The sequence below is a fragment of the Nocardioides luteus genome, assembly GCF_015752315.1.
Lineage (GTDB): Bacteria > Actinomycetota > Actinomycetes > Propionibacteriales > Nocardioidaceae > Nocardioides.
Genome location: NZ_JADOVJ010000001.1, coordinates 4,636,885 through 4,656,461 on the forward strand (window position 1 = coordinate 4,636,885; position 19,577 = coordinate 4,656,461).

Here is a 19,577-nt window from a genome sequence, read left to right on the forward strand (position 1 = left end):
CAGTACGGTGACGCCTCGCCCGACCGGAGTGACGCCTCAGGAGACGCTGGAGATCTCCCCCGACCAACCTCCGATGAGCTCGGCCTCGTGCGGCGGCGGACCGGGAAGCCGGCGGCTGGCGGCCTCCGCGCGCAGACCGTCGCAGACGAGGGCCAGGTATCGGCGGCGCAGGGCGGCGCTGCGTACGTCATCGCCTACGTCGATGCGGCCGATCTGCTCGAGGATCACGGCGATGTCGGCGCGGGTGACGTCGGGGCGGAGGATGCCGCTGCCGCGGGCGCCGCGCAGGAGCCGGTTGGTGGTGTCCACGGCGAGCTTGTCCAGGTCATGCAGGTCCTGGTCGAGGTGGACCTCGCCGCGCAGGGCGAGGGTGAGCCGCGGGAGGCCGTCGTCGAGCACCTGGCTCAGGAAGCCGGTGAACGCGTGCCAGGGGTCGTCGGTGTCGCTCAGCGCCGCCTCCGCGAAGGCGATGTAGCGGCGGTAGCTGTCGGCGGCGACCGCGCGCAGCAGCGCCTGCTTGTTGGCATAGCGGCGGTAGAGACCGGCCACGCCCATCCCCGCCTCCTCGGCGACCGCGGCCATCGTCGCGCGGGGGTCCCGGAGCAGCACCTCGCGAGCAGCGATCAGGACCGCGCGGTCCGCGTTGAGGGGCGGCATGCCCCTCACCCTACGGGGGCGCGCCAGCCTCAGGCGGTCTGCGACGCTGTGATGTCGGCCAAAGCCGCGATCGGCCGGTTGGGGTAGTCGGCGAACACCCCGTCGACCCCTGCCTCGAACAGGCGATTCGCCTGGTCGCGGCCTGCTTTCAGGGTCCACACGAAGACCTTCAGACCGTGCCGGTGGGCCTCGTCGGCCAGGCCGGTCGGCGGCTGGCCCTTCTTGCGGACCATCGACTTCTTCGGACCGATGGCCTGGGCGTACGTCGCGATCTCCGCGCAGTCGACGGCACCCCACTTCTTGTCGACCAGCTGCACCAGGGGCAGGTCCGTGCGGGTGCTCATCTCGCGCACCCACGCCTCGTCGAAGCTCTGCAGCCACAACCGCTGCGTCGGCAGACCCGGGAGGCTGTTCCAGGCCTCGACGCCGTGGTCGGCGAGGGTCTGCAGGAGGGTTTCGGTGACGGGCAGGCCGATGGAGGCGAAGTAGGTCGGGTGCTTGACCTCGACGTGCAGCCCGACCCGCCGGCCGCGGCGCTGCGACTCGTCGGCGACGAGCAGCAGCAGCGTGTCGAGGGTGATGATCGGCTGGCTCGTCGTCGGCGCGCCGAGGCTGAGCAGCTCGGCGAAGGTGAAGTCCTCGGTGAACCAGCCGGTCCACTTCTTGCCGCTGATCACCTTGGTCGTACGCCGCTCCGCGAACTCCGGGCGAGAGGCCACGTCCGTGGTGCGGGTGAGCTCGTTCTCGTGCCGGAGCACCATGACCCCGTCACGCGTCATCACCACGTCGGTCTCGAGTGCGTCCACGCCCTGGCGCAGCGCCAGGCGGTAGGACTCCAGGGAGTGCTCCGGCAGGTAGCCGGGGGCTCCGCGATGGCCGATCACAAGGGGGCGGGAGGCCGATGCCATGGCGCCAAGCGTGCGTGCCGGCAGCGACGCCGCGGCGGGCGCAATGTGAATGGGACGTTACGAGCGGCAGGCCATCCGATCGGCACCGCGGTTCGCACCCTCAGGGAGTGTCCTCGCCGGACCAGACGACGTTCTCACGGATCAGCCGGGCCGGCACGCCGGCCACGGCCGTACGCGGTTCGACCTTCTGGTTGCGGACCATGCTGCGCATCCCGACGACGGCGCCGTCACCGATCTCGACGTGACCGGTGACGATCGCGTCGCGGCCGAGCCAGACGTGCTCGCCGAGGCGGATGTGGGCGCCGTACGGATTGATCCGCTGCCCCGTCTCGCCGTCCTCGAGCCGGTGCATGTCGTCGGTGGCGACGTAGACGTTGGCGGCCCAGAGCTGGTCGCGGGCGGTGACGATCGAGCCACCGTTGCGGGCGTCGATCTGCGCGCGCGAGGTGGCGACGAGACCGCCGGAGAGGATCACCGCGGAATCGCCGCCGCAATAGATCTCGCCCCAGACCATGCTCGTGTCCGGGCCGATGAAGATCGTCGGCCGGTCGCCGCCGACCAGCAGCGCCTGCATCGAGGTGATGTCGGTCGCGACCACGATCAGCGCGTCCGAGAACGGGTAGAACCCGAGCAGGTCGATCAGCCGCTCGTCGAGCCGGAAGCCGTCGCGCAGGTAGAGCGCGTTGCCGCCCTCGTGCCACCACTCGGGCAGCGGCCCGGTGATCTCGCTCAGCTCGAGACCGACGAGCACCTCCGGATCGAGCCCTGCGGCGACGAGCCGCTCCCGATGTACGTCGGTGAGCGGCTCACCCCTGGTCCACGACATGCCGGGAACCATAACCCGCACGGCTCGCGCGACAGGAAAACCGTTCGCAACCCCGTCCCGAGATGCTGATAATCGGTCAGGTGCGCAGACTCCCTCTCGACGATCCCGGGGTCGCGGACCATCGGTCCCCCGGCCGGTTCCTGTGGTGGATGGCGAGGGGGCAGTGGGACACCCTGCTGGGCGGGATGTTCTTCGGGATCGTCTGGATGTGCGCCCAGGCGGTGATGCCGCTGGTGATCGGCCGTGCGATCGACGAGGGTGTGGCGACCAAGGACATCCCCACGCTCAGCGCCTACGCGGCCGTGCTGCTCGGCGTCGGCCTGGTGCAGGCGGTCGCGGGGATCATGCGCCACCGGTTCGCGGTGACCAACTGGCTGACCGCGGCCTACCGGGTGGTGCAGCTGGTGACCCGACAGTCCGTACGCCTCGGCGCCTCCCTCCCCCGCAAGGTCTCGACCGGCGAGGTCGCCGCGATCGGCACCTCCGACCTGTCCCACATCGGTCAGGTCATGGACGTCTCCGCCCGGTTCTCCGGCGCGGTGGTCTCCTTCGTGGTCGTCGCCGTCGTCCTGCTGCAGACCTCGGTCACGCTCGGGCTCGTGGTGCTGATCGGCGTACCTTTCGTCGTGCTTCTCGTCGGCCCGCTGCTCTCGCCGCTGCAGAAGGTCTCGGCCGACCAGCGGCAGCTGATGGGCGAGCTGTCCAACACCGCGGCCGACATCGTGGGCGGGCTGCGGGTGCTGCGTGGGATCGGCGGGGAGGAGGTCTTCGGCGCGCGCTATCGCCGGCAGTCGCAGGACGTACGCCACGCCGGGGTCCGCGTCGCGCGGCTGCAGTCGGTGCTCGACGCGATGCAGATCCTGCTGCCCGGGCTGTTCGTGGTCGCCGTGGTGTGGCTCGGCGCGCGGATGGCGGTCGCGGGCGAGATCACGGCGGGGCAGCTGGTCGCGTTCTACGGCTACGCCGCGTTCCTGATGCTGCCGCTGAGGACCGTGGTGGAGTACGCCAACAAGTTCATCCGTGCCCGGGTCTCGGCCAAGCGGGTCATCACGGTCCTCGCGCTGGATCCGGACAACGTCTCCCTCGACTCTCCGCTGCCCATGCCTCCCGCGGGCTCCGAGCTCCGCGACGTCGTCTCGGGGCTGCGCATCGAGCCCGGACGACTGACGGCACTGGTCTCCGAGCAGCCCGATGACACCTCTCACCTCGCCGACCGGCTCGGCCGGATGGCACCGCCGGACGACCTGACGGACGGGTCGGTCACGCTCGGCGGAGTTCCGCTGTGCGATCTGCCGCTGGCGGACGTACGCAGCAGGATCGTCGTCTCCGACACCGGCACCCAGCTCTTCTCGGGCCCGTTGGGCGAGGTCCTCGACGCGACCGGCCGGGCCGGGAGGGCAGGCACCGAGGCAGCGGTGCACACGGCATCGGCCGAGGACATCCTGGAAGCCCTTCCCGAGGGCTACGAGGCCCAGGTGACCGAGCGTGGCCGCAGTCTCTCGGGCGGTCAGCGCCAACGGCTGACGCTGGCCCGGGTGCTCACCCTCGATCCCGAGATCCTGATCCTCGTCGAGCCGACCTCGGCGGTCGACGCCCACACCGAGGCCAGGATCGCCTCGCGGCTGAGTGCACACCGCGCCGGGCGGACGACCGTGGTCACCACCACCAGCCCGCTGCTGCTCGACACCGCCGACGAAGTCGTCTTCCTCGAGGAGGGGAAGGTCGCCGCCATCGGGACGCACCACGACCTGCTGCAGAGCTGCCCCGGCTACCGGCGTGTGGTCGTGCGAGACGTAGAGGAAGAGGTCACGTCGTGACAACCGCGCTCCCGGTGGCGTCGAACAAGGACGTACGCGCCTATGTCGCCACCCTGGCCCGCCGCCACCCACGGATGCTCTGGGGTGCGCTGGGCCTGCACCTGCTCGCCGCGGGTGCCGCGCTGGCACCGCCACGACTGATCGGTGACCTGGTCGAGTCGGTCGAGAAGGGCACGACCGCCGGTCACGTGGACCTTCTGCTGGCACTTCTGGCCGGGTTCCTCGTGGTCCAGGTGCTGCTCACCCGGTATGCCCGGCTCCTGTCCCAGGTCCTGGGCGAGCAGGTGCTGGCCGAGCTGCGCGAGGAGTTCGTCGACAACACCCTGGCGCTCCCGCTGGGCACCGTCGAGGACGCCGGCTCCGGCGACCTGCTGACCCGCACCGGCCGCGACGTCGACCAGCTCAACTGGTCGATCCGCTACGCGCTGCCGGAGTGGACGATCGCCTGCCTGACCGCGGTCGCGACGCTCGTCGCCGCGCTCACCGTCGGCTGGTGGGTCGCGCTGCCCTGCCTGCTCGGCGTGCCGGCGCTCGTGATCGGCCTGCGCTGGTATCTCCGCCGCGCCAAGGACGGCTACCTGCGCGAGTCGGCGACCTACTCCCAGATCAACTCGACGCTCACCGAGACCGCCGAGGGGTCGCGCACGGTCGAGGCGCTCGGCCTCCAGCGCGCCAGGGTCGAGGCCGGTGACGCCGACATCGCGGAATCGTTCCGCGCCGAGCGCTACACGCTGTTCCTGCGGACCGTCTTCTTCCCGGCGATGGAGATCTCCTACCTCGTACCCACGGTCGTCACGCTGCTGTTCGGCGGCTGGCTCTACACCCAGGGCGTCTGCTCGCTCGGCGACGTGACCGCGGCGACGCTGTACGTCCAGATGCTGATCGATCCTGTCGACCGCATCGTCTCGATCCTCGACGAGCTGCAGATGGGCAACACGTCCCTGGCCCGACTTCTCGGTGTCGCGCACGTCCCCGACGACCGGGTGGCCACCGGCGCCGAGCCCACCGACGAGAAGATCCGGGCCTCCGAGGTGAGGTTCTCCTACGCCGAGGGCCGCGATGTCCTCCACGGGATCTCGATGGACATCGGGGTCGGCGAGCGGGTGGCCATGGTCGGGCCCTCCGGCGCCGGCAAGTCGACGCTCGGGCGGCTGCTCGCGGGCATCCATCCGCCGCGTACGGGAGCCGTGACGGTGGGTGGTGTGCCGCTGGTCGACCTGCCGCTCGACGAGCTGCGCGGGCATGTCGCGCTGGTCACCCAGGAGCACCACGTCTTCGCGGGGACCGTGCGCGACAACCTGGTCCTGGCGCGCCCCGGAGCCTCGGACGCCGAGGTGCTCGACGCCCTGGCGGCGGTGGATGCCCGCGAGTGGGTCGTGGCACTCCCGGACGGCCTGGACACCGAGGTCGGCTCCGGGGGCCGCGCCCTGACCGCACCGCAGGCCCAGCAGGTCGCCCTGGCCCGGCTCGTCCTCGCCGATCCGCACACCCTGGTGCTGGACGAGGCGACCTCGCTGATCGACCCCCGCGCCGCCCGGCACCTGGAGCGGTCGCTGGCCGCGGTGCTGGAGGGACGTACGGTCATCGCGATCGCCCATCGGCTCTTCTCCGCCCATGACGCCGATCGTGTCGCCGTGGTCGAGGACGGCCGGATCACCGAGTTCGGCCCTCACGACGAGCTCGTCGCCTCCCGCGGGTCCTATGCCCGGCTCTGGGACTCCTGGCGCACCTGACCTCGCGGCTCAGCTCGGGTACATCCCGCTGGTCACGTTGAGCCAGGTGCCGGTGATAGCCCCGGCGCCGTCGGAGGCGAGGAAGGTCGCGGTGTCGGCGACCTCCTTCAGCCGCGGGGACCGCTCGGTCATCCGCAGCCCGTCGAGGTTCGCCCGGATCCCCGCGAGCGCCTCCTCCGGGAGCCGCGTCCCGAGGACCCGCTCGAACTTCTCCGCGGTGAAGGTCTCGGTGATCCCGGCCGTCCAGATCCCCACGACGCGTACGCCGGAGGGCCCGACCTCGGCCGCCAGGTCACGGACCAGCGCGTCGAGCGCACCGTCGGCGGCACTGGTCCCACCCATCCCGGGGGCCGAGCCGCGCGCGGAGCCGGAGTCGAGCGCGATCACGACGCCTCGCTTCTGCCCCACCATCTGCCGGGCCGCCGCGCGGGCGGTGTGGAAGGAGCCGGTGATGCCGCGGAGGACCGGCTGGGTGTAGTCGGCGGCCGAGATCTCCAGCAGCGCCTGCCCCTGGATGTCGCCACGGTCGGCGACGTTGAACGAGATGTCGAGCGAGCCGGTCTCGGCGACGACCCGCTCGACGAAGGCGACCACGGCGTCCTCGTCGAGGATGTCGACCACGCCGTAGCCGGCGGCACCGACCTCCTCGGCCCTGGCCGCGAGCGTGGCCTCGGTACGACCGGCCAGATAGACCGTGGCGCCCGCCTCGGCGAAGGCCTTCGCGGTGCTCGATCCGATGTCCCCCGCGCCGCCCCAGACGATGGCGGTGCGGTCCTGAAGCTGTGCGTTCACGATGTCTCCTGAGGTGTCCTCACGCACCCGGTGTGCGTGATCTGACCGTTAGGACGTACGCCACCTCGTCCACTCATCGGGTGCGCCCGAACTTTTTTCTGGTCCGTGCTCAGGTCAGCGCCTGCGGGAGCCCGAAGGCGGGGAAGAGATGCGGTTCGAACGTGGTGATCTGAGCGATCCTGCCGTCGACCACGCGGAGCACGTCGAGCGTCTGCGGGCGGTAGATCGTCGTCCCCGGGCGGCGTACGTAGCCCGCGACCGCCGGCATCCGGTTGGCGCTCGCCGGGACGAAGCGCCACTCCCCCAGGTAGGTCGGCGAGGACGGGTCCAGGTTGGGCAGCACGAAGTCGATCAGCGCCTGCCGGGTGGAGAACCAGAACGGGTTCGGCGGCATGGTCAGCACCGCGTCGCTGGTCAGCAGGTCGGTGATCCCCTCGCGCCAGTTGCTCTCCCCCGCGGCGATGTAGGCGTCGATGACCTTGCGCTCCTCCTCGGTCGGCCCCTCGGTGCGCCAGGCCGACCGGTCCTCGGGGAGGTGACGGCGCAGCGCGGGCTTGGCGCGCTGGAGCAGCGAGTTGACCGTGGCGACACTGACGTCGAGCGCGGCCGCGGTGTCGGCGGCCGACCAGCCGAGCACCTCCCGGAAGACGAAGACCGCCCGCTGCTGCGGGGTCAAGTGCTGGATCGCGGTCAGGAAGACCAGCTCGATCGTCTCCCGTGCGACCGCCTCCTCCTCGGGGCGCTCCGGCTCCAGCAGGGAGTCGGGGAACGGCTGGAGCCACTCCAGCAGCTCCGGGGGCTCACCGGTGCCGTGGTCGAACCCCGGCAGCGCGGCGTACGTTCTCGGGCGTCGCTCGTTGCGGCGCAGGAAGTCGAGGCAGGTGTTGGTCGCGATCCGGTAGAGCCACGCTCGCATCGCCTCGGGGTCGGTCAGCTGGTCACGGCGCTCCCACGCCTTGACCAGCGTCTCCTGCACCAGGTCCTCGGCCTCGTCGAAGCTCGCCACCATCCGGTAGCAGTGCACCCTCAGCTCACGCCGGTGCTTCTCGGCGGCCTCCGCGAACGGGTCGGTCGTCACGCTCATGGCTGGGAGCGTAGAGCCTCACGTCGGCACCGGAAACGGAATTCGCAACCGATCTCAAACAGGTGCAACGCAAGTTAAATGAAGGGCGTAGTAGGTATGTGGGGCGGTCCTCCCAGGGCCCCGGCTCTGATTCCCAGCCGGGGCCCTGGCCTTGCCCGGGGCCCAGGGTCAGGCTCAGATGAGAGCCCGGAGCTTGGGGAGGATCTCCTCACCGTAGAGCTTCAGGAACTTCGCCTGGTCCGGACCCGGAGCGTGGAAGACCAGGTGGGTGAAGCCCATGTCGAGGTATTCCTTGATCCGGGCGACGTGCTCGTCCGGGTCGGTCGACACGATGAACCGCTTGGCGGTCGCCTCGGTCGGGAGCGCGTCGGCGAGACGCTGCATCTCCACCGGGTCCTCGACGGAGTGCTTCTGCTCGGGGGTGAGGCCGAGGGCGCCCCAAAAGCGAGTGGCCTCCATCGCCTGCTCGAGGTCGTGGTCGAAGGAGACCTTGACCTCGATCATCATGTCGACGTCCTCCGGCTTGCGGCCGGAGAGCTCGATCCCGGTGCGCACGGCCGGGAGCAGCGTCTCGGTGTAGAGCTCGGCGCCCTTGCCGGAGGTGGTGATGTAGCCGTCACCGGCACGGCCGGCGTACTTCGTCGCCGCCGGACCCGAGCCCGCCAGGTAGATCGGGACCGGGGTGGAGGGCTTGTCGTAGATGGTGGCCCGGTCGAGCTGGTAGTAGTCGCCCTCGAAGGTGACCCGGTCCTCGGACCAGAGCTTCTTGATCACCCGCACGGCCTCGCGGAACCGCGCGAAGCGCACCTTGCCCTCGGGCCACTCCACACCCAGCGGCGCCTCGTTCATCGCCTCACCGGTGCCCATCCCGAGCACGACGCGGTCGGGGAAAAGCGAGCCCAGGGTCGCGAACGACTGCGCCACGATCGCCGGGTGGTAGCGGAACGTCGGGGTGAGCACCGAGGTGCCCATCACGATCCGCTCCGTGCGCGCGCCGAGCGCGCCCAGCCAGGTCATCGCGAACGGCGCGTGTCCGCCGTCGTGTCGCCAGGGCTGGAGATGGTCGGAGATGAAGACCGAGTCGAAACCCTGCTCCTCCGCCATCACGCCGTAGTTCAGCAGCTCCGTCGGTGCGAACTGCTCGTTGGACGCCTTGTATCCGAACCTGATCTCCGTCACGCGCCCACGGTAGCCTCCCCTTCATGAAGCTTGCGATGCCCTTGACCTACTTCGGCAACCCGCGTGACACCGCAGACCAGGTCGTCGGCCTGGAGAAAGCAGGGCTCGACCAGCTCTGGGTCGCCGAGCCGTACGGCTTCGACGCGGTCTCGCTGCTCGGCTACCTGGCCGCGAAGACCGAGACGGTCGAGCTCGGCGCAGGCATCCTCAACATCTACAGCCGTACGCCGGGAGCACTGCTCCAGACCGCAGCCGGTCTCGACAACGTCTCCGGCGGGCGCGCGATCCTGGGCCTCGGCGCGAGCGGGCCTCAGGTCATCGAGGGCTTCCACGGTGTGGCGTACGACAAGCCATTGGCCCGCACCCGCGAGATCATCGGGCTCCTGCGCGCCGGGCTGCGCGGTGAGCGGCTGCAGAGCGACGGGCTCTACAAGATCCCGCTGCCGGCCGACCAGGGCACCGGGCTCGGCAAGCCGCTCAAGCTGCTCAACCGGCCCGAGCGCGCCGACACCCCGATCTGGGTCGCCGCGCTGGGTGACAACAACGTCGCCATGACCGCCGAGGTCGCCGACGGCTGGCTGCCGTTCCAGTTCCTGCCCGACAAGGCCCGCGACGTCTGGGGCGAGGCGATCGACAAGGGCCTGGCCAAGCGCTCGCCCGACCTCAAGCCCCTCGAGATCTCCGCCGGCGGCCTGCTCGCGATCACCGACGACCCCGACGAGGCCAAGCGTCACCGCGACACGATGCGCGGCCTGCTGGCGCTGTACGTCGGCGGCATGGGCGCCCGCGGCAAGAACTTCTACAACGACATGGCCGTGAAGTACGGCTTCGGCGACGCGGCCAAGAAGATCCAGGACCTCTACCTCGACGGCCACAAGCGCGACGCCGAGGCCGAGGTGCCCGAGGCCTGGCTCGAGGCGGGCAACCTGGTCGGACCGGAGTCGTTCGTGAAGGAGCGGATCGCGGCGTTCAAGGAGGCCGGCGTGACCAGCCTCCAGGTCACTCCCGCCGCCGGCACCGACGGTCTCGCGTCGATCGCCCAGGTCAAGGAGTGGCTGGTCTGACCTCCCCGGCCGGCTGTGACCTCGCTTACCCCCACGGCCGGCCCGGCCGTCCCCCTGTGACCTTGCCCCCACGGGCATTGGTTGCATGGACGCATGTCTGAGCGGATCGGCGCCCAACTCGCGACCAGCATCACCGGACCCGTCACGAAATGGGTCGTGCTCGGCTTCTGGCTGGTGATGCTGGTCCTGATGGGTCCGCTGACCGGCAAGCTCGGCGACGTCGAGTCCCACGACAACTCCGACTGGCTCCCGGCCAACGCGGAGTCGACCCGGGCGATCGACGAGCTCGCCAAGGTGCAGGACCCCGACGACCTGACCACCACGATCGTCTACCACCGCGAGGGCGGCCTGACGAAGGCCGACTACACCGCGATCGTGCTGCAGATCCCGGAGATCGCGTCCTTGGACGGGGTGGTCACCCAGGAGAGCAAGCCCGATCAGCCGGTGATGCCGGCGATCGCCTACCCGACCGGCGAGAAGAAGGGCCAGAAGCAGGGTCTGGTCTCCGCCGACGGCGAGGTCGCCACGGTCTCGCTCGTGGTCAACTACGCCGACGAGGACCCGACCGCGCTGCTCGACCTGCGCGACGACCTGGTCGAGCTGACCGAGATCGACGGCGTCGACGTCTACATCGGCGGTGCCGGCGGCTCCACCGCCGACCAGATGGAGGCGGGTGCCGGGATCGGCGGCGCGCTGCTCTACGCGGCTGCCGGCGTGGTCATCGTGATCCTGCTGATCACCTACCGCAGCCCGGTGCTCTGGTTCCTCCCGCTCGTCTCGGTGCTGGTCGCGCTGGTCGTGTCGATGGGCGTCGTCTACCTCTGCGCGAAGTACGCCGGGCTGACCCTCAACCAGATGAACCGGGCCATCCTCGACGTGCTCGTCTTCGGCGCCGGCACCGACTACGCCCTGCTGCTCATCGCCCGATATCGCGAGGAGCTCGGCCGCCACCAGGACCGGCACGTCGCGATGGCGGCGGCGCTGCGCGGCTCGGCGCCCGCGATCATCGCCTCGGCCGGCACCGTCACGGTCGGCATGCTCGGCCTGATGGTCGCCACCATGGGCTCGACCGCCAGCCTCGGACCGGTCTGCGCGATCGGCATCGTCGCCGGCCTCGTGGTGATGCTGACCCTGCTCCCGGCGCTGCTGGTGATCACGGGTCGCTGGGTGTTCTGGCCGGTCAGGCCGGCGTACGGCACCACCGGCGAGAAGCACGGCGGCATCTGGACCCGTCTGGGCGGGTGGATCCGGAAGCGGCCGCGAGCGGTCTGGATCGGCACCGCCGCGGTGCTGCTGGCCTGCTGCGGCGGGCTCTCGATGCTCAACATCACCACGCTGGACAGCTCGGAGACCTACACCAAGGACTTCCCCTCGCTGATCGGCGACCGGGTGCTCGAGGAGCACGCCCTCGGCGACCCGTCCAACCCGATCCAGGTGGTCTCCGCCCCGGGCAGCGAGAAGGACGTCGCCGAGGCGCTGACGAAGGCGGGCTACGACGGCGTCACGCCGGTCACCGACGGCACGCACGAGGTCGCGCTGACCGCGGTCCCGCTGTCCACCGACCCGATGTCGAAGGCCTCGTTCGACACCGTCGAGGACGTACGCAGCGTGGTCCACTCCGTCGAGGGCGCCGACGCGCTCGCCACCGGCACCGCCGCGATCCAGCTCGACATGGCCTCGGCGACCGACCGGGACACCCGGGTCGTGATGCCGCTGGTGCTGGGCCTGGTGCTGATCATCTTGATGATCCTGCTCCGCTCGGTCCTCTCCCCGCTGCTCCTGATGGCCACGGTCGTGCTGAGCTTCGGCGCCGCGCTCGGCCTCTCGGCGGTCATCTTCGACGCGATGGGCTTCGCCGGCCAGGGTCGCGAGTTCCCGCTGTTCGTCTTCGTCTTCCTGGTCGCGCTGGGCATCGACTACAACATCTTCCTGATGCACCGGGTCCGCGAGGAGGTCGTCGAGCACGGCGACACCCGACGGGCCTCGCTGGTCGCCCTCTCGGCGACCGGTGGGGTGATCACCAGCGCCGGCATGGTCCTGGCCGCGACGTTCGCGGTGCTCACCACGCTGCCGCACGTGAGCTTCATCGAGATCGGCCTGGCGATCGCCCTCGGCGTGCTCCTCGACACCCTCGTCGTCCGCTCCGTCCTGGTCACCGCCATCAACCTCGACCTCGGCGACGTCATCTGGTGGCCGAGCAGGCTGACCGGCGGGCGAAGGGTCGCTCGTTCCTCCCACCCGGCTGGCGGCCCGCCGATGCCCCCGCACGGGTACGCGCCCAGGCCCCCGCGAGACCTCCGGGGCCACCCGCCGCCGCAGCAGCGTCCGCGCGCTCCCGGCCGGTACTGAGGTCTCGGCTGCGAATTCGGCGAAGTGTCTTTACGATGTGCCCTACGACTCGGGTCGCTCGGCCCGGTCGCTCCACTTCACTGACATGCGGGGCGTGCGACATGGGGCCAGACGACCAGGACAAGACGAGACCCGGTACGCCGCGGCCCACCCCGCCGCCGACGCCCGAGCCCGCGAACCCGGTCGACCCGGACGCGACCCGGATCCCCAGCGCGCGCCCCACCCCGCCGCCGCCTCCGCCCCCTCCGCCGACCGTTCCCCCGGCTGGGCCGCCGACTGCTCCGCCGCCGTCGTCTCCTCCGCCTGCCGGGCCCCCGACGGCCCAGCCACCGGCGGCCCAGCCCCCGGCAGCACCGCCCCCGCCGCCACCCACGATGGCGATGCCGGCGGCACCGCCGAGCGGCTACGGCCCGCCTCCGGCACAGCCGCCGGTCACGTACGGCTCGGCCTACGGGCTGCCGCCGCACCACCAGCCGAAGACGAGCAACAAGGGGCTGCTGATCGGTCTGGGTGCCGCGGGCGCGGTGGTGCTGGTCGCGCTGCTCGGCACCGGGGCGTGGGCGTTCTTCACCGGGCGACTGGGCTTCGGGCCGCTGAGCGCCGAGGACAAGAAGGCGGTGACCGCCATCGCCGCGGACGCGCCGAAGCCGGCCTGGGCCTCCGAGGGTGACGCGAAGTGCGCCGCTGAGCAGCTGGTCAAGGACGAGCGCAGCGACGCTCTGCGGAAGGCCGGGCTGATCCAGACCAGCGGCGAGACCGTCACCTACACCGGCGCCTGGCGCGGGCAGCAGGCGACGACGTACTCCGAGGGTCTGCTCTCGTGCGCCGGCGACTGGAGCAAGGCGATCGGCACGGAGTGGGCACTGGCCGACACCGGCTGTCTCGGCGACGTCGACGAGTCCGCGATGGCCGGCTTGATCACCTCCCAGGTGATGGAGGTCGAGGACGCCGGCGTCCAGAAGAAGGCCGACGAGGCCGTCTCGGCGCTGGACGAGTGCTACGCCAGCGACGAGCTCACCGAGCCGACCGCGACGGCGACGCCTGCCGTGCTCGGCGTCGACTTCTCCGTCAAGGGCCCGGCCGTCGAGGGCAGCGAGGTGGTCCTGCGGGCGAAGTCCGCCGACGCCACCGAGTGGACCCCGGTGTCGGGCGGGAAGGTCAACATCCCCGTGCGCGAGGGCGGCCAGGAGGGCTGCGCCACGTTCGAGGCGTCGATCAGCTATCCCTGGGGCACCACGAAGACCAGCGAGACCGAGGCCTGCGGCAAGGCGAAGGACCGCCGGCTGTGGTGGACGAAGGACAAGTCCTGCGCCCAGCCGAAGTTCGCCCCGTGCAGCTCCTGGACGCTCCACTACGAAGGCTACGAGCTCCTCTCCAGCGTCACGATCAAGCTGAAGCTCAACGGCGGCAACTGCCAGTCGGCGTCGGGTAGGTGCTCGGACACCGCGTTCGTCACCAAGCCGAGCGGCACCTGGACGAACTGGACCGCACCCAAGGGTTGGAAGGACCGGTTCACGGCCGAGGTCGACGGACTCACCGCCGTACTTCCTAACTAACGCCTTAACAATTGGTCTCGCCCGTGGCGTTGGAGCACGACGATCGTTGACGGGACGCTAGGGTTTCGGCAGACGTCATTCGGGTAAAAAAGTCAGGGCGAGGTTCTAAAGATGGTTGCGTTCCCCCAGGAAGGCGAGCAGTTCGGTCGCTACGTGATCGAGCGGGTCCTGGGTCAAGGTGGCATGGGTGTCGTCTACCAGGCGAAGGACCCGGCCCTGCGGCGCAAGGTGGCGCTCAAGCTGGTGCTGCCGTCGCTCACGGTCGACAAGGACTTCATCACCCGGTTCGAGCGGGAGGCCAACATCCTGGCCAAGCTGCGCTCGCGCAACATCGTCCAGATCATCGAGTACGGCGAGGTCGAGGGCACGGTCTACCTGGTCACCGAGTACGTCCCGGACGGCGACCTGCACGGCTGGCTGAAGTCCAACGGCGCCCTGGAGACGGTCCAGGCGCTGCGCCTGGTCGGCGACGTCAGCGACGCTCTCTTCGACGCCCACCGCGCCGGCGTGGTCCACCGCGACGTGAAGCCGTCCAACGTGCTCCTGTGGGAGCGCCAGGAGGGCGAGCTCGTCCCCTACCTGACCGACTTCGGCATCGCGACCGAGGGCGACTCCAACGTGACCCGCGCCGGCTCGGTGGTGGGCTCGCTGCCCTACATGTCGCCCGAGCGCCACATGGGTGAGCAGGCGACCGCTGCGGGCGACATCTACGCCGCCGGCTGTCTGCTGTGGGCCTGCCTGACCGGCAAGGCCCCCTACACCGGCACCGACTTCGAGCTGATGAGCGCCCACATCAACAGCCCGGTGCCGCGGCTGCCCGCCGCGACGCCGGGTGCCGACCTGATCAACCCGATCATCCAGCGGGCGCTGGCGAAGAAGCCGGAGAACCGCTTCCGGACCGCCGCCGAGCTCTCCAAGGCCCTCGACAAAGCCGCCGACCGGCTCGAGGAGGCCGGCCTGGGCGGCGGTGTCATCGGCGGTGCCGCAGGCGTGGCCGCGGCCGATCTCGGCTCCCGTCCCGGTGCCAGCTACGACACCACCTCGAGCGGCGGCACCTCCGGCGGTGGCACCCCGGCGCCCGAGGCCGAGGCCCAGCCGACGATCGTCAAGCGCCCCGGCGAGGGCACCCCGACCCCCGCGCCGCTCGCCAACGAGACCGACTCCACGGTCGTCCACAGCGGCAAGGGCCTGCCCGCGGTCGCTGCGGCCGCCGCAGCCGCTGCCTCCGCCACCGGCGGCACCGGCGGCGGCCAGCCCGAGTGGCTGCCGTCGCACCACTCCAACGCCGGCCAGGGCGACGGCGGCGACAAGAAGAAGCTCTACGCCATGGTCGGCGGCGGGGTCGCCGCGGTCCTGCTGCTCGGTGTCGGCATCTTCACCCAGGGCTTCGGCATCTTCGGTCTCCACGGCGACGACGGCAAGGCCGCCGAGGCGATCGCCAGCGGCGTACCCAAGCCGGGGTGGGCCAGCGAGGACCAGATGACCTGCGCCGCCGAGAGCCTGGTCGGCAAGGTACCCGCGGCCGAGCTGCGCTCCCACGGGGTCGTCGACGCCGGCGACGAGTGGACCTACACCGGCGAGTGGCCCGCCGACGACGCGATGAAGTTCACCCAGGGCCTGCTCGACTGCACCGAGTCCTGGGCGACCGAGATCGGTGACAACTGGAAGGTCGGCGACACCCGCTGCATGGAGAAGGAGGTCGACAAGACCTCCATGGCCGGCCTCCTCGCCGTCGGCGACCTCCTCAAGGACGGCGACCCCGGCGCGGCCGGTCCCGCCAAGGACAAGGCCGTCAAGGCCCTCGACGAGTGCTACGTCAAGGCCGACGCGCTCGGCGCCAAGGTGACCCCCAAGCCCGCCTACATGCAGGTCGACTTCGACGTGCAGGAGCCCACCGCTCCCGGCGGGGAGTCGGTGATCGGGATCGCCAAGACGGGCAGCAGCAGCTACGAGGAGCTCAAGGGCTCCTCCTACGAGCTCCCCGTCACCGAGGGTGGCGTCGAGGGCTGCATCGCGGTCAAGACCACCGTCACCTTCGCCTGGGGCACCGAGAAGGCCACCGACGCCGAGGCCTGCGGCAAGGCGGAGCCGAAGAAGCTCGAGTGGATCAAGCAGGACAAGTGCACCGACCCGATCTATACGAAGCAGAAGGTCGAGTGCAACACCTGGCGGCTGACCTTCGAGGGCTTCCAGCCCGGCAAGCCGTTCAACGTGAAGCTCACCCTCAACGGCGGCAAGTGCTCCGACGCGAAGGGCGCGAAGTGCGCCTGGCCCGGCACCCCCGACGGCGAGGGCAAGGGCGCCATCGTCGACTGGTCCGGCCCGAAGGACTGGACCGCCAAGTTCGTCGCCACCGCCCCCGGGGCGAGCGCCCAGATCGACAACTAGTTCGACAACTGGGCGGGGCCTACTAGGCTGATCGTGATGAGCGAGCAGCCGACACCTCAGCAGATCCGCCGGGCGCTGGCCCGGGCCGAACGTGGCGCAGCCCTCGACGTGGCGGAGGCTTCGGCGCTCCTCGCGGCCCGGGGCGACGACCTCGACCGGCTGACCGCCGCGGCGGCGAAGGTACGCGACGCAGGCCTGGTCGCGGCCGGACGACCCGACACGGTGACCTACTCCCCGAAGGTCTTCATCCCGGTCACCAAGCTGTGCCGCGACCGATGTCACTACTGCACGTTCGTGGAGACGCCGGGGCAGGCGGCGCGCGAGGGCCGCGAGCCCTACCTGAGCCCCGACGAGATCCTCGAGATCGCCGCCGAGGGCGCCAAGCTGGGCTGCCTGGAGGCGCTGTTCACCCTGGGCGACCGGCCGGAGGACCGGTGGCCGGAGGCGCGGGAGTGGCTGGAGAGCCGCGGCTACGAGTCGACCCTGGACTATGTGCGGGCGATGGCGATCCGGGTGCTCGAGGAGACCGGCCTGCTCCCCCACCTCAACCCCGGCGTGATGTCGTGGGAGGAGATGAACCGGCTCAAGCCGGTCTCGCCGTCGATGGGGATGATGCTCGAGACCACCAGCCGCAGGCTGTTCGAGACGAAGGGCGAGGCCCACTTCGGCTCGCCCGACAAGGACCCGGCGATCCGACTGCGGGTGCTCGAGGACGCGGGACGGCTCTCGATCCCGTTCACCTCCGGCCTCCTGGTCGGCATCGGCGAGACGCTCACCGAGCGCGCGGAGACGATCTTCGCTCTACGGAAGGTGCACAAGGCGTACGCCGGGCTGCAGGAGATCATCGTGCAGAACTTCCGGGCGAAGCCGTCGACCGCGATGCGCCACGTCGACGACCTGGGGCTGGACGAGTACCTCGCCGCGATCGCGGTCACCCGCATCGTCCTCGGGCCCAAGGCCCGGGTGCAGGCCCCACCCAACCTGGTCGACCTCGACGAGTGCCGGGCGCTGCTCGGTGCCGGGATCGACGACTGGGGCGGCGTCTCGCCGCTCACCCCCGACCACGTCAACCCCGAGCGCCCCTGGCCCTCGCTGGACGCGCTGCGCCAGGTCAGCGCCGAGGCCGGCTTCCAGCTGAGGCCGCGGCTCACCGTCCACCCCGAGTACGTCGAGGGCACCCTGCGCGACGGCCAGGCCTGGATCGACCCGCGCGTCCTCTCCCACGTCGAGGCGCTCGCGGACGAGGACGGGCTGGCCCGCGACGGTGTCCGGCCCGAGGGTCGCCCGTGGCAGGAGCCCGACGGCGGCTTCACCGCCGCCGGCCGGGTCGACCTGCACGCCTCTGTCGACACCGAGGGCCGCACCAACGACCGCCGAGACGACTTCGAGACGGTCTACGGCGACTGGGACGCCGTGCGGGAGGCGGCCACCTCGACCGGGGCGCCCGCCGTTCTCCACGCGGAGGGGAGCGCGGCTCTCGCGGCCGCCGAGAAGGACCCCGGCAACCTCTCCGACGAGCACGCGCTGACCCTGATGACCGCCGAGGGCGATCTGCTGCGCCAGGTCACCAGGCTCGCCGACGACCTGCGCAAGGAGGTCAACGGCGACACCGTGACGTACGTGGTCAACCGCAACATCAACTTCACCAACGTCTGCTACGTCGGCTGCCGGTTCTGCGCCTTCGCGCAGCGCCGGACGGATGCGGATGCGTACTCCCTCGACCTGGACCAGGTCGCCGACCGCGCCGAGGAGGCGTGGAACCTCGGCGCCACCGAGGTGTGCATGCAGGGCGGGATCGACCCCGAGCTCCCCTCGACCGCCTACTTCGACCTCGTCCAGGCCGTCAAGCAGCGCGTCCCGGAGATGCACGTGCACGCCTTCAGCCCGATGGAGATCGTCAACGGCACCGCCCGCACGGGGCTCTCGATCGAGGACTTCCTGATCAAGGTGCGCGAGGCCGGGCTGGGCTCGCTCCCGGGCACGGCGGCAGAGATCCTCGACGACGAGGTCCGCTGGGTCCTGACCAAGGGCAAGCTGCCCGCGAAGACGTGGATCGAGATCGTGTCGACCGCCCACCGCGTCGGCATCCCGACGACGTCGACGATGATGTACGGCCACGTCGACAACCCACGCCACTGGGTCGGCCACCTCCGCGTCCTCGCCGGTATCCAGGACAAGGCGCGCGAGCACGGAAACGCCGGGTTCACCGAGTTCGTACCGCTCCCCTTCGTCCACACCAGCGCCCCGATCTACCTCGCCGGCGCAGCCCGCCCGGGCCCGACGATGCGCGACAACCTCGCCGTGCACGCGCTCGCCCGGATCATGCTCCACGGCCGCATCGACAACATCCAGACCAGCTGGGTCAAGCTCGGTGTCGACGGCACCAGGGCGATGCTCCAGGCCGGTGCCAACGACCTCGGCGGCACCCTGATGGAGGAGACCATCTCTCGGATGGCGGGCTCCGAGCACGGCTCGGCCAAGACCGTCGCCGAGCTCGAGGAGATCGGTGCGGGCATCGGCCGCCCGGTCGACGAACGGACCACGCTGTACGGGACGCGATGAACCTGCGGCGGGTGGAGCGACGACTCGTCGCGCCGTTCTACCTGAAGATGATGGGTTCGAACGCGACCTTCCTGGACAAGAGGACGTACCGAAGGCTGGTCCGCGTCGGACGGAAGGCGACATCCACGGAAGTGAGAGCGTTGCTGCGGGGCGGCTCGCTGACGGTCGATGCGTGGTACGAGGCTGCGGCTGAGTCCCCGGATCGGGCCGCCCTGCTGACCCACGTCACCGGCCTTGCTCCAGATCATCTGCCATGGCGACCAGTCGTGATGGGTTCGTGGCTGAGCCTCGCCTGCCGCCCCGAGGAGATCGCTGACGACATCCTTTTCTCACTTGCCCGCTGCGACGGCGACCTGACAGCCGCTCCCCTGAGCACGGCAGCTGTCCTGATCGCCGGCGACGCGGCGGTTGAGACGCTCAGGTCCAACCGCCTTCGAGCGGATGAATATGAGGCGGACGCGGTGGCGTACCTCGACGCCGCGCTGGAACGCCTCGGAGAGGTTCCGGTGGAGCCACCCGGAGAGGGGATGCGGGAGCACTTCCGTCGGATAGTCGAGTTCGGCGTAGGCCTTCGACACGACCTCACGCGTTAAGCCGGTCAGCCTCCGAGCCGAACGATCGAGACCGCCAGATCGACGAGGGATCGGGCGCGCGGCGTACGA

At 70.6% G+C, this 19,577-nt stretch carries 14 protein-coding genes; 8 read left to right on the forward strand and 6 right to left on the reverse strand.

What is annotated here, in order from left to right:
* Positions 1–36: 36 nt before the first annotated feature.
* The 3 genes from HD557_RS22180 to HD557_RS22190 all read right to left on the reverse strand — a co-directional run bounded on the left by HD557_RS22180 (position 37) and on the right by HD557_RS22190 (position 2,391).
* Complete coding sequence (locus HD557_RS22180; RefSeq protein ID WP_196875483.1) at positions 37–657, reverse strand: TetR/AcrR family transcriptional regulator; 621 nt, start codon at positions 655–657, stop codon at positions 37–39.
* A 29-nt stretch (positions 658–686) separates the two neighbouring features.
* Positions 687–1,565, reverse strand: coding sequence for a glycerophosphodiester phosphodiesterase family protein (locus tag HD557_RS22185; RefSeq protein WP_008364080.1), 879 nt, complete (start codon positions 1,563–1,565; stop codon positions 687–689).
* Between the two features lie 100 nt (positions 1,566–1,665).
* Complete coding sequence (locus tag HD557_RS22190; protein WP_231380409.1) at positions 1,666–2,391, reverse strand: acyltransferase; 726 nt, start codon at positions 2,389–2,391, stop codon at positions 1,666–1,668.
* Positions 2,392–2,471: 80 nt separating this feature from the next.
* Here HD557_RS22190 and HD557_RS22195 point away from each other — a divergent pair, with 80 nt between their 5' ends.
* Together HD557_RS22195 and HD557_RS22200 are read left to right on the forward strand one after the other, a co-directional pair.
* The gene (locus HD557_RS22195; RefSeq protein WP_307785686.1) at positions 2,472–4,208 is read left to right on the forward strand and encodes an ABC transporter ATP-binding protein; all 1,737 of its coding nucleotides are present in this window, start codon (positions 2,472–2,474) and stop codon (positions 4,206–4,208) included.
* The gene (locus tag HD557_RS22200; RefSeq protein WP_196875486.1) at positions 4,205–5,941 is read left to right on the forward strand and encodes an ABC transporter ATP-binding protein; all 1,737 of its coding nucleotides are present in this window, start codon (positions 4,205–4,207) and stop codon (positions 5,939–5,941) included. The genes HD557_RS22195 and HD557_RS22200 overlap by 4 nt, the downstream gene beginning before the upstream one ends.
* A gap of 9 nt (positions 5,942–5,950) precedes the next feature.
* Here the strand turns inward: HD557_RS22200 and HD557_RS22205 are convergent, their stop codons facing one another.
* The 3 genes from HD557_RS22205 to fgd all read right to left on the reverse strand — a co-directional run bounded on the left by HD557_RS22205 (position 5,951) and on the right by fgd (position 8,996).
* Positions 5,951–6,733: an SDR family NAD(P)-dependent oxidoreductase gene (locus HD557_RS22205; RefSeq protein ID WP_196875487.1), complete on the reverse strand. Its 783-nt coding sequence runs from the start codon at positions 6,731–6,733 to the stop codon at positions 5,951–5,953.
* A gap of 109 nt (positions 6,734–6,842) precedes the next feature.
* Positions 6,843–7,817, reverse strand: coding sequence for an RNA polymerase subunit sigma-70 (locus tag HD557_RS22210; protein ID WP_231380410.1), 975 nt, complete (start codon positions 7,815–7,817; stop codon positions 6,843–6,845).
* Positions 7,818–7,991: 174 nt separating this feature from the next.
* Entirely contained in the window at positions 7,992–8,996 is a 1,005-nt protein-coding gene (gene fgd / locus HD557_RS22215) for a glucose-6-phosphate dehydrogenase (coenzyme-F420) (RefSeq protein ID WP_196875488.1), read from the reverse strand.
* A gap of 23 nt (positions 8,997–9,019) precedes the next feature.
* Here fgd and HD557_RS22220 point away from each other — a divergent pair, with 23 nt between their 5' ends.
* From HD557_RS22220 to HD557_RS22245, 6 genes are all read left to right on the forward strand, one after another.
* The gene (locus HD557_RS22220) at positions 9,020–10,060 is read left to right on the forward strand and encodes an LLM class F420-dependent oxidoreductase (RefSeq protein WP_008364088.1); all 1,041 of its coding nucleotides are present in this window, start codon (positions 9,020–9,022) and stop codon (positions 10,058–10,060) included.
* 93 nt (positions 10,061–10,153) lie between these two features.
* On the forward strand, positions 10,154–12,409 hold the full coding sequence (locus HD557_RS22225) for an MMPL family transporter (protein WP_196875489.1): 2,256 nt from the start codon (positions 10,154–10,156) through the stop codon (positions 12,407–12,409).
* A 101-nt stretch (positions 12,410–12,510) separates the two neighbouring features.
* Complete coding sequence (locus tag HD557_RS22230) at positions 12,511–13,965, forward strand: hypothetical protein (protein WP_231380411.1); 1,455 nt, start codon at positions 12,511–12,513, stop codon at positions 13,963–13,965.
* Between the two features lie 111 nt (positions 13,966–14,076).
* Positions 14,077–16,353: a serine/threonine-protein kinase gene (locus tag HD557_RS22235; protein ID WP_196875491.1), complete on the forward strand. Its 2,277-nt coding sequence runs from the start codon at positions 14,077–14,079 to the stop codon at positions 16,351–16,353.
* A 36-nt stretch (positions 16,354–16,389) separates the two neighbouring features.
* On the forward strand, positions 16,390–18,915 hold the full coding sequence (locus HD557_RS22240; RefSeq protein WP_196875492.1) for a bifunctional FO biosynthesis protein CofGH: 2,526 nt from the start codon (positions 16,390–16,392) through the stop codon (positions 18,913–18,915).
* Between the two features lie 11 nt (positions 18,916–18,926).
* Positions 18,927–19,508, forward strand: coding sequence for a hypothetical protein (locus HD557_RS22245; protein WP_196875493.1), 582 nt, complete (start codon positions 18,927–18,929; stop codon positions 19,506–19,508).
* Positions 19,509–19,577 lie beyond the last annotated feature (69 nt).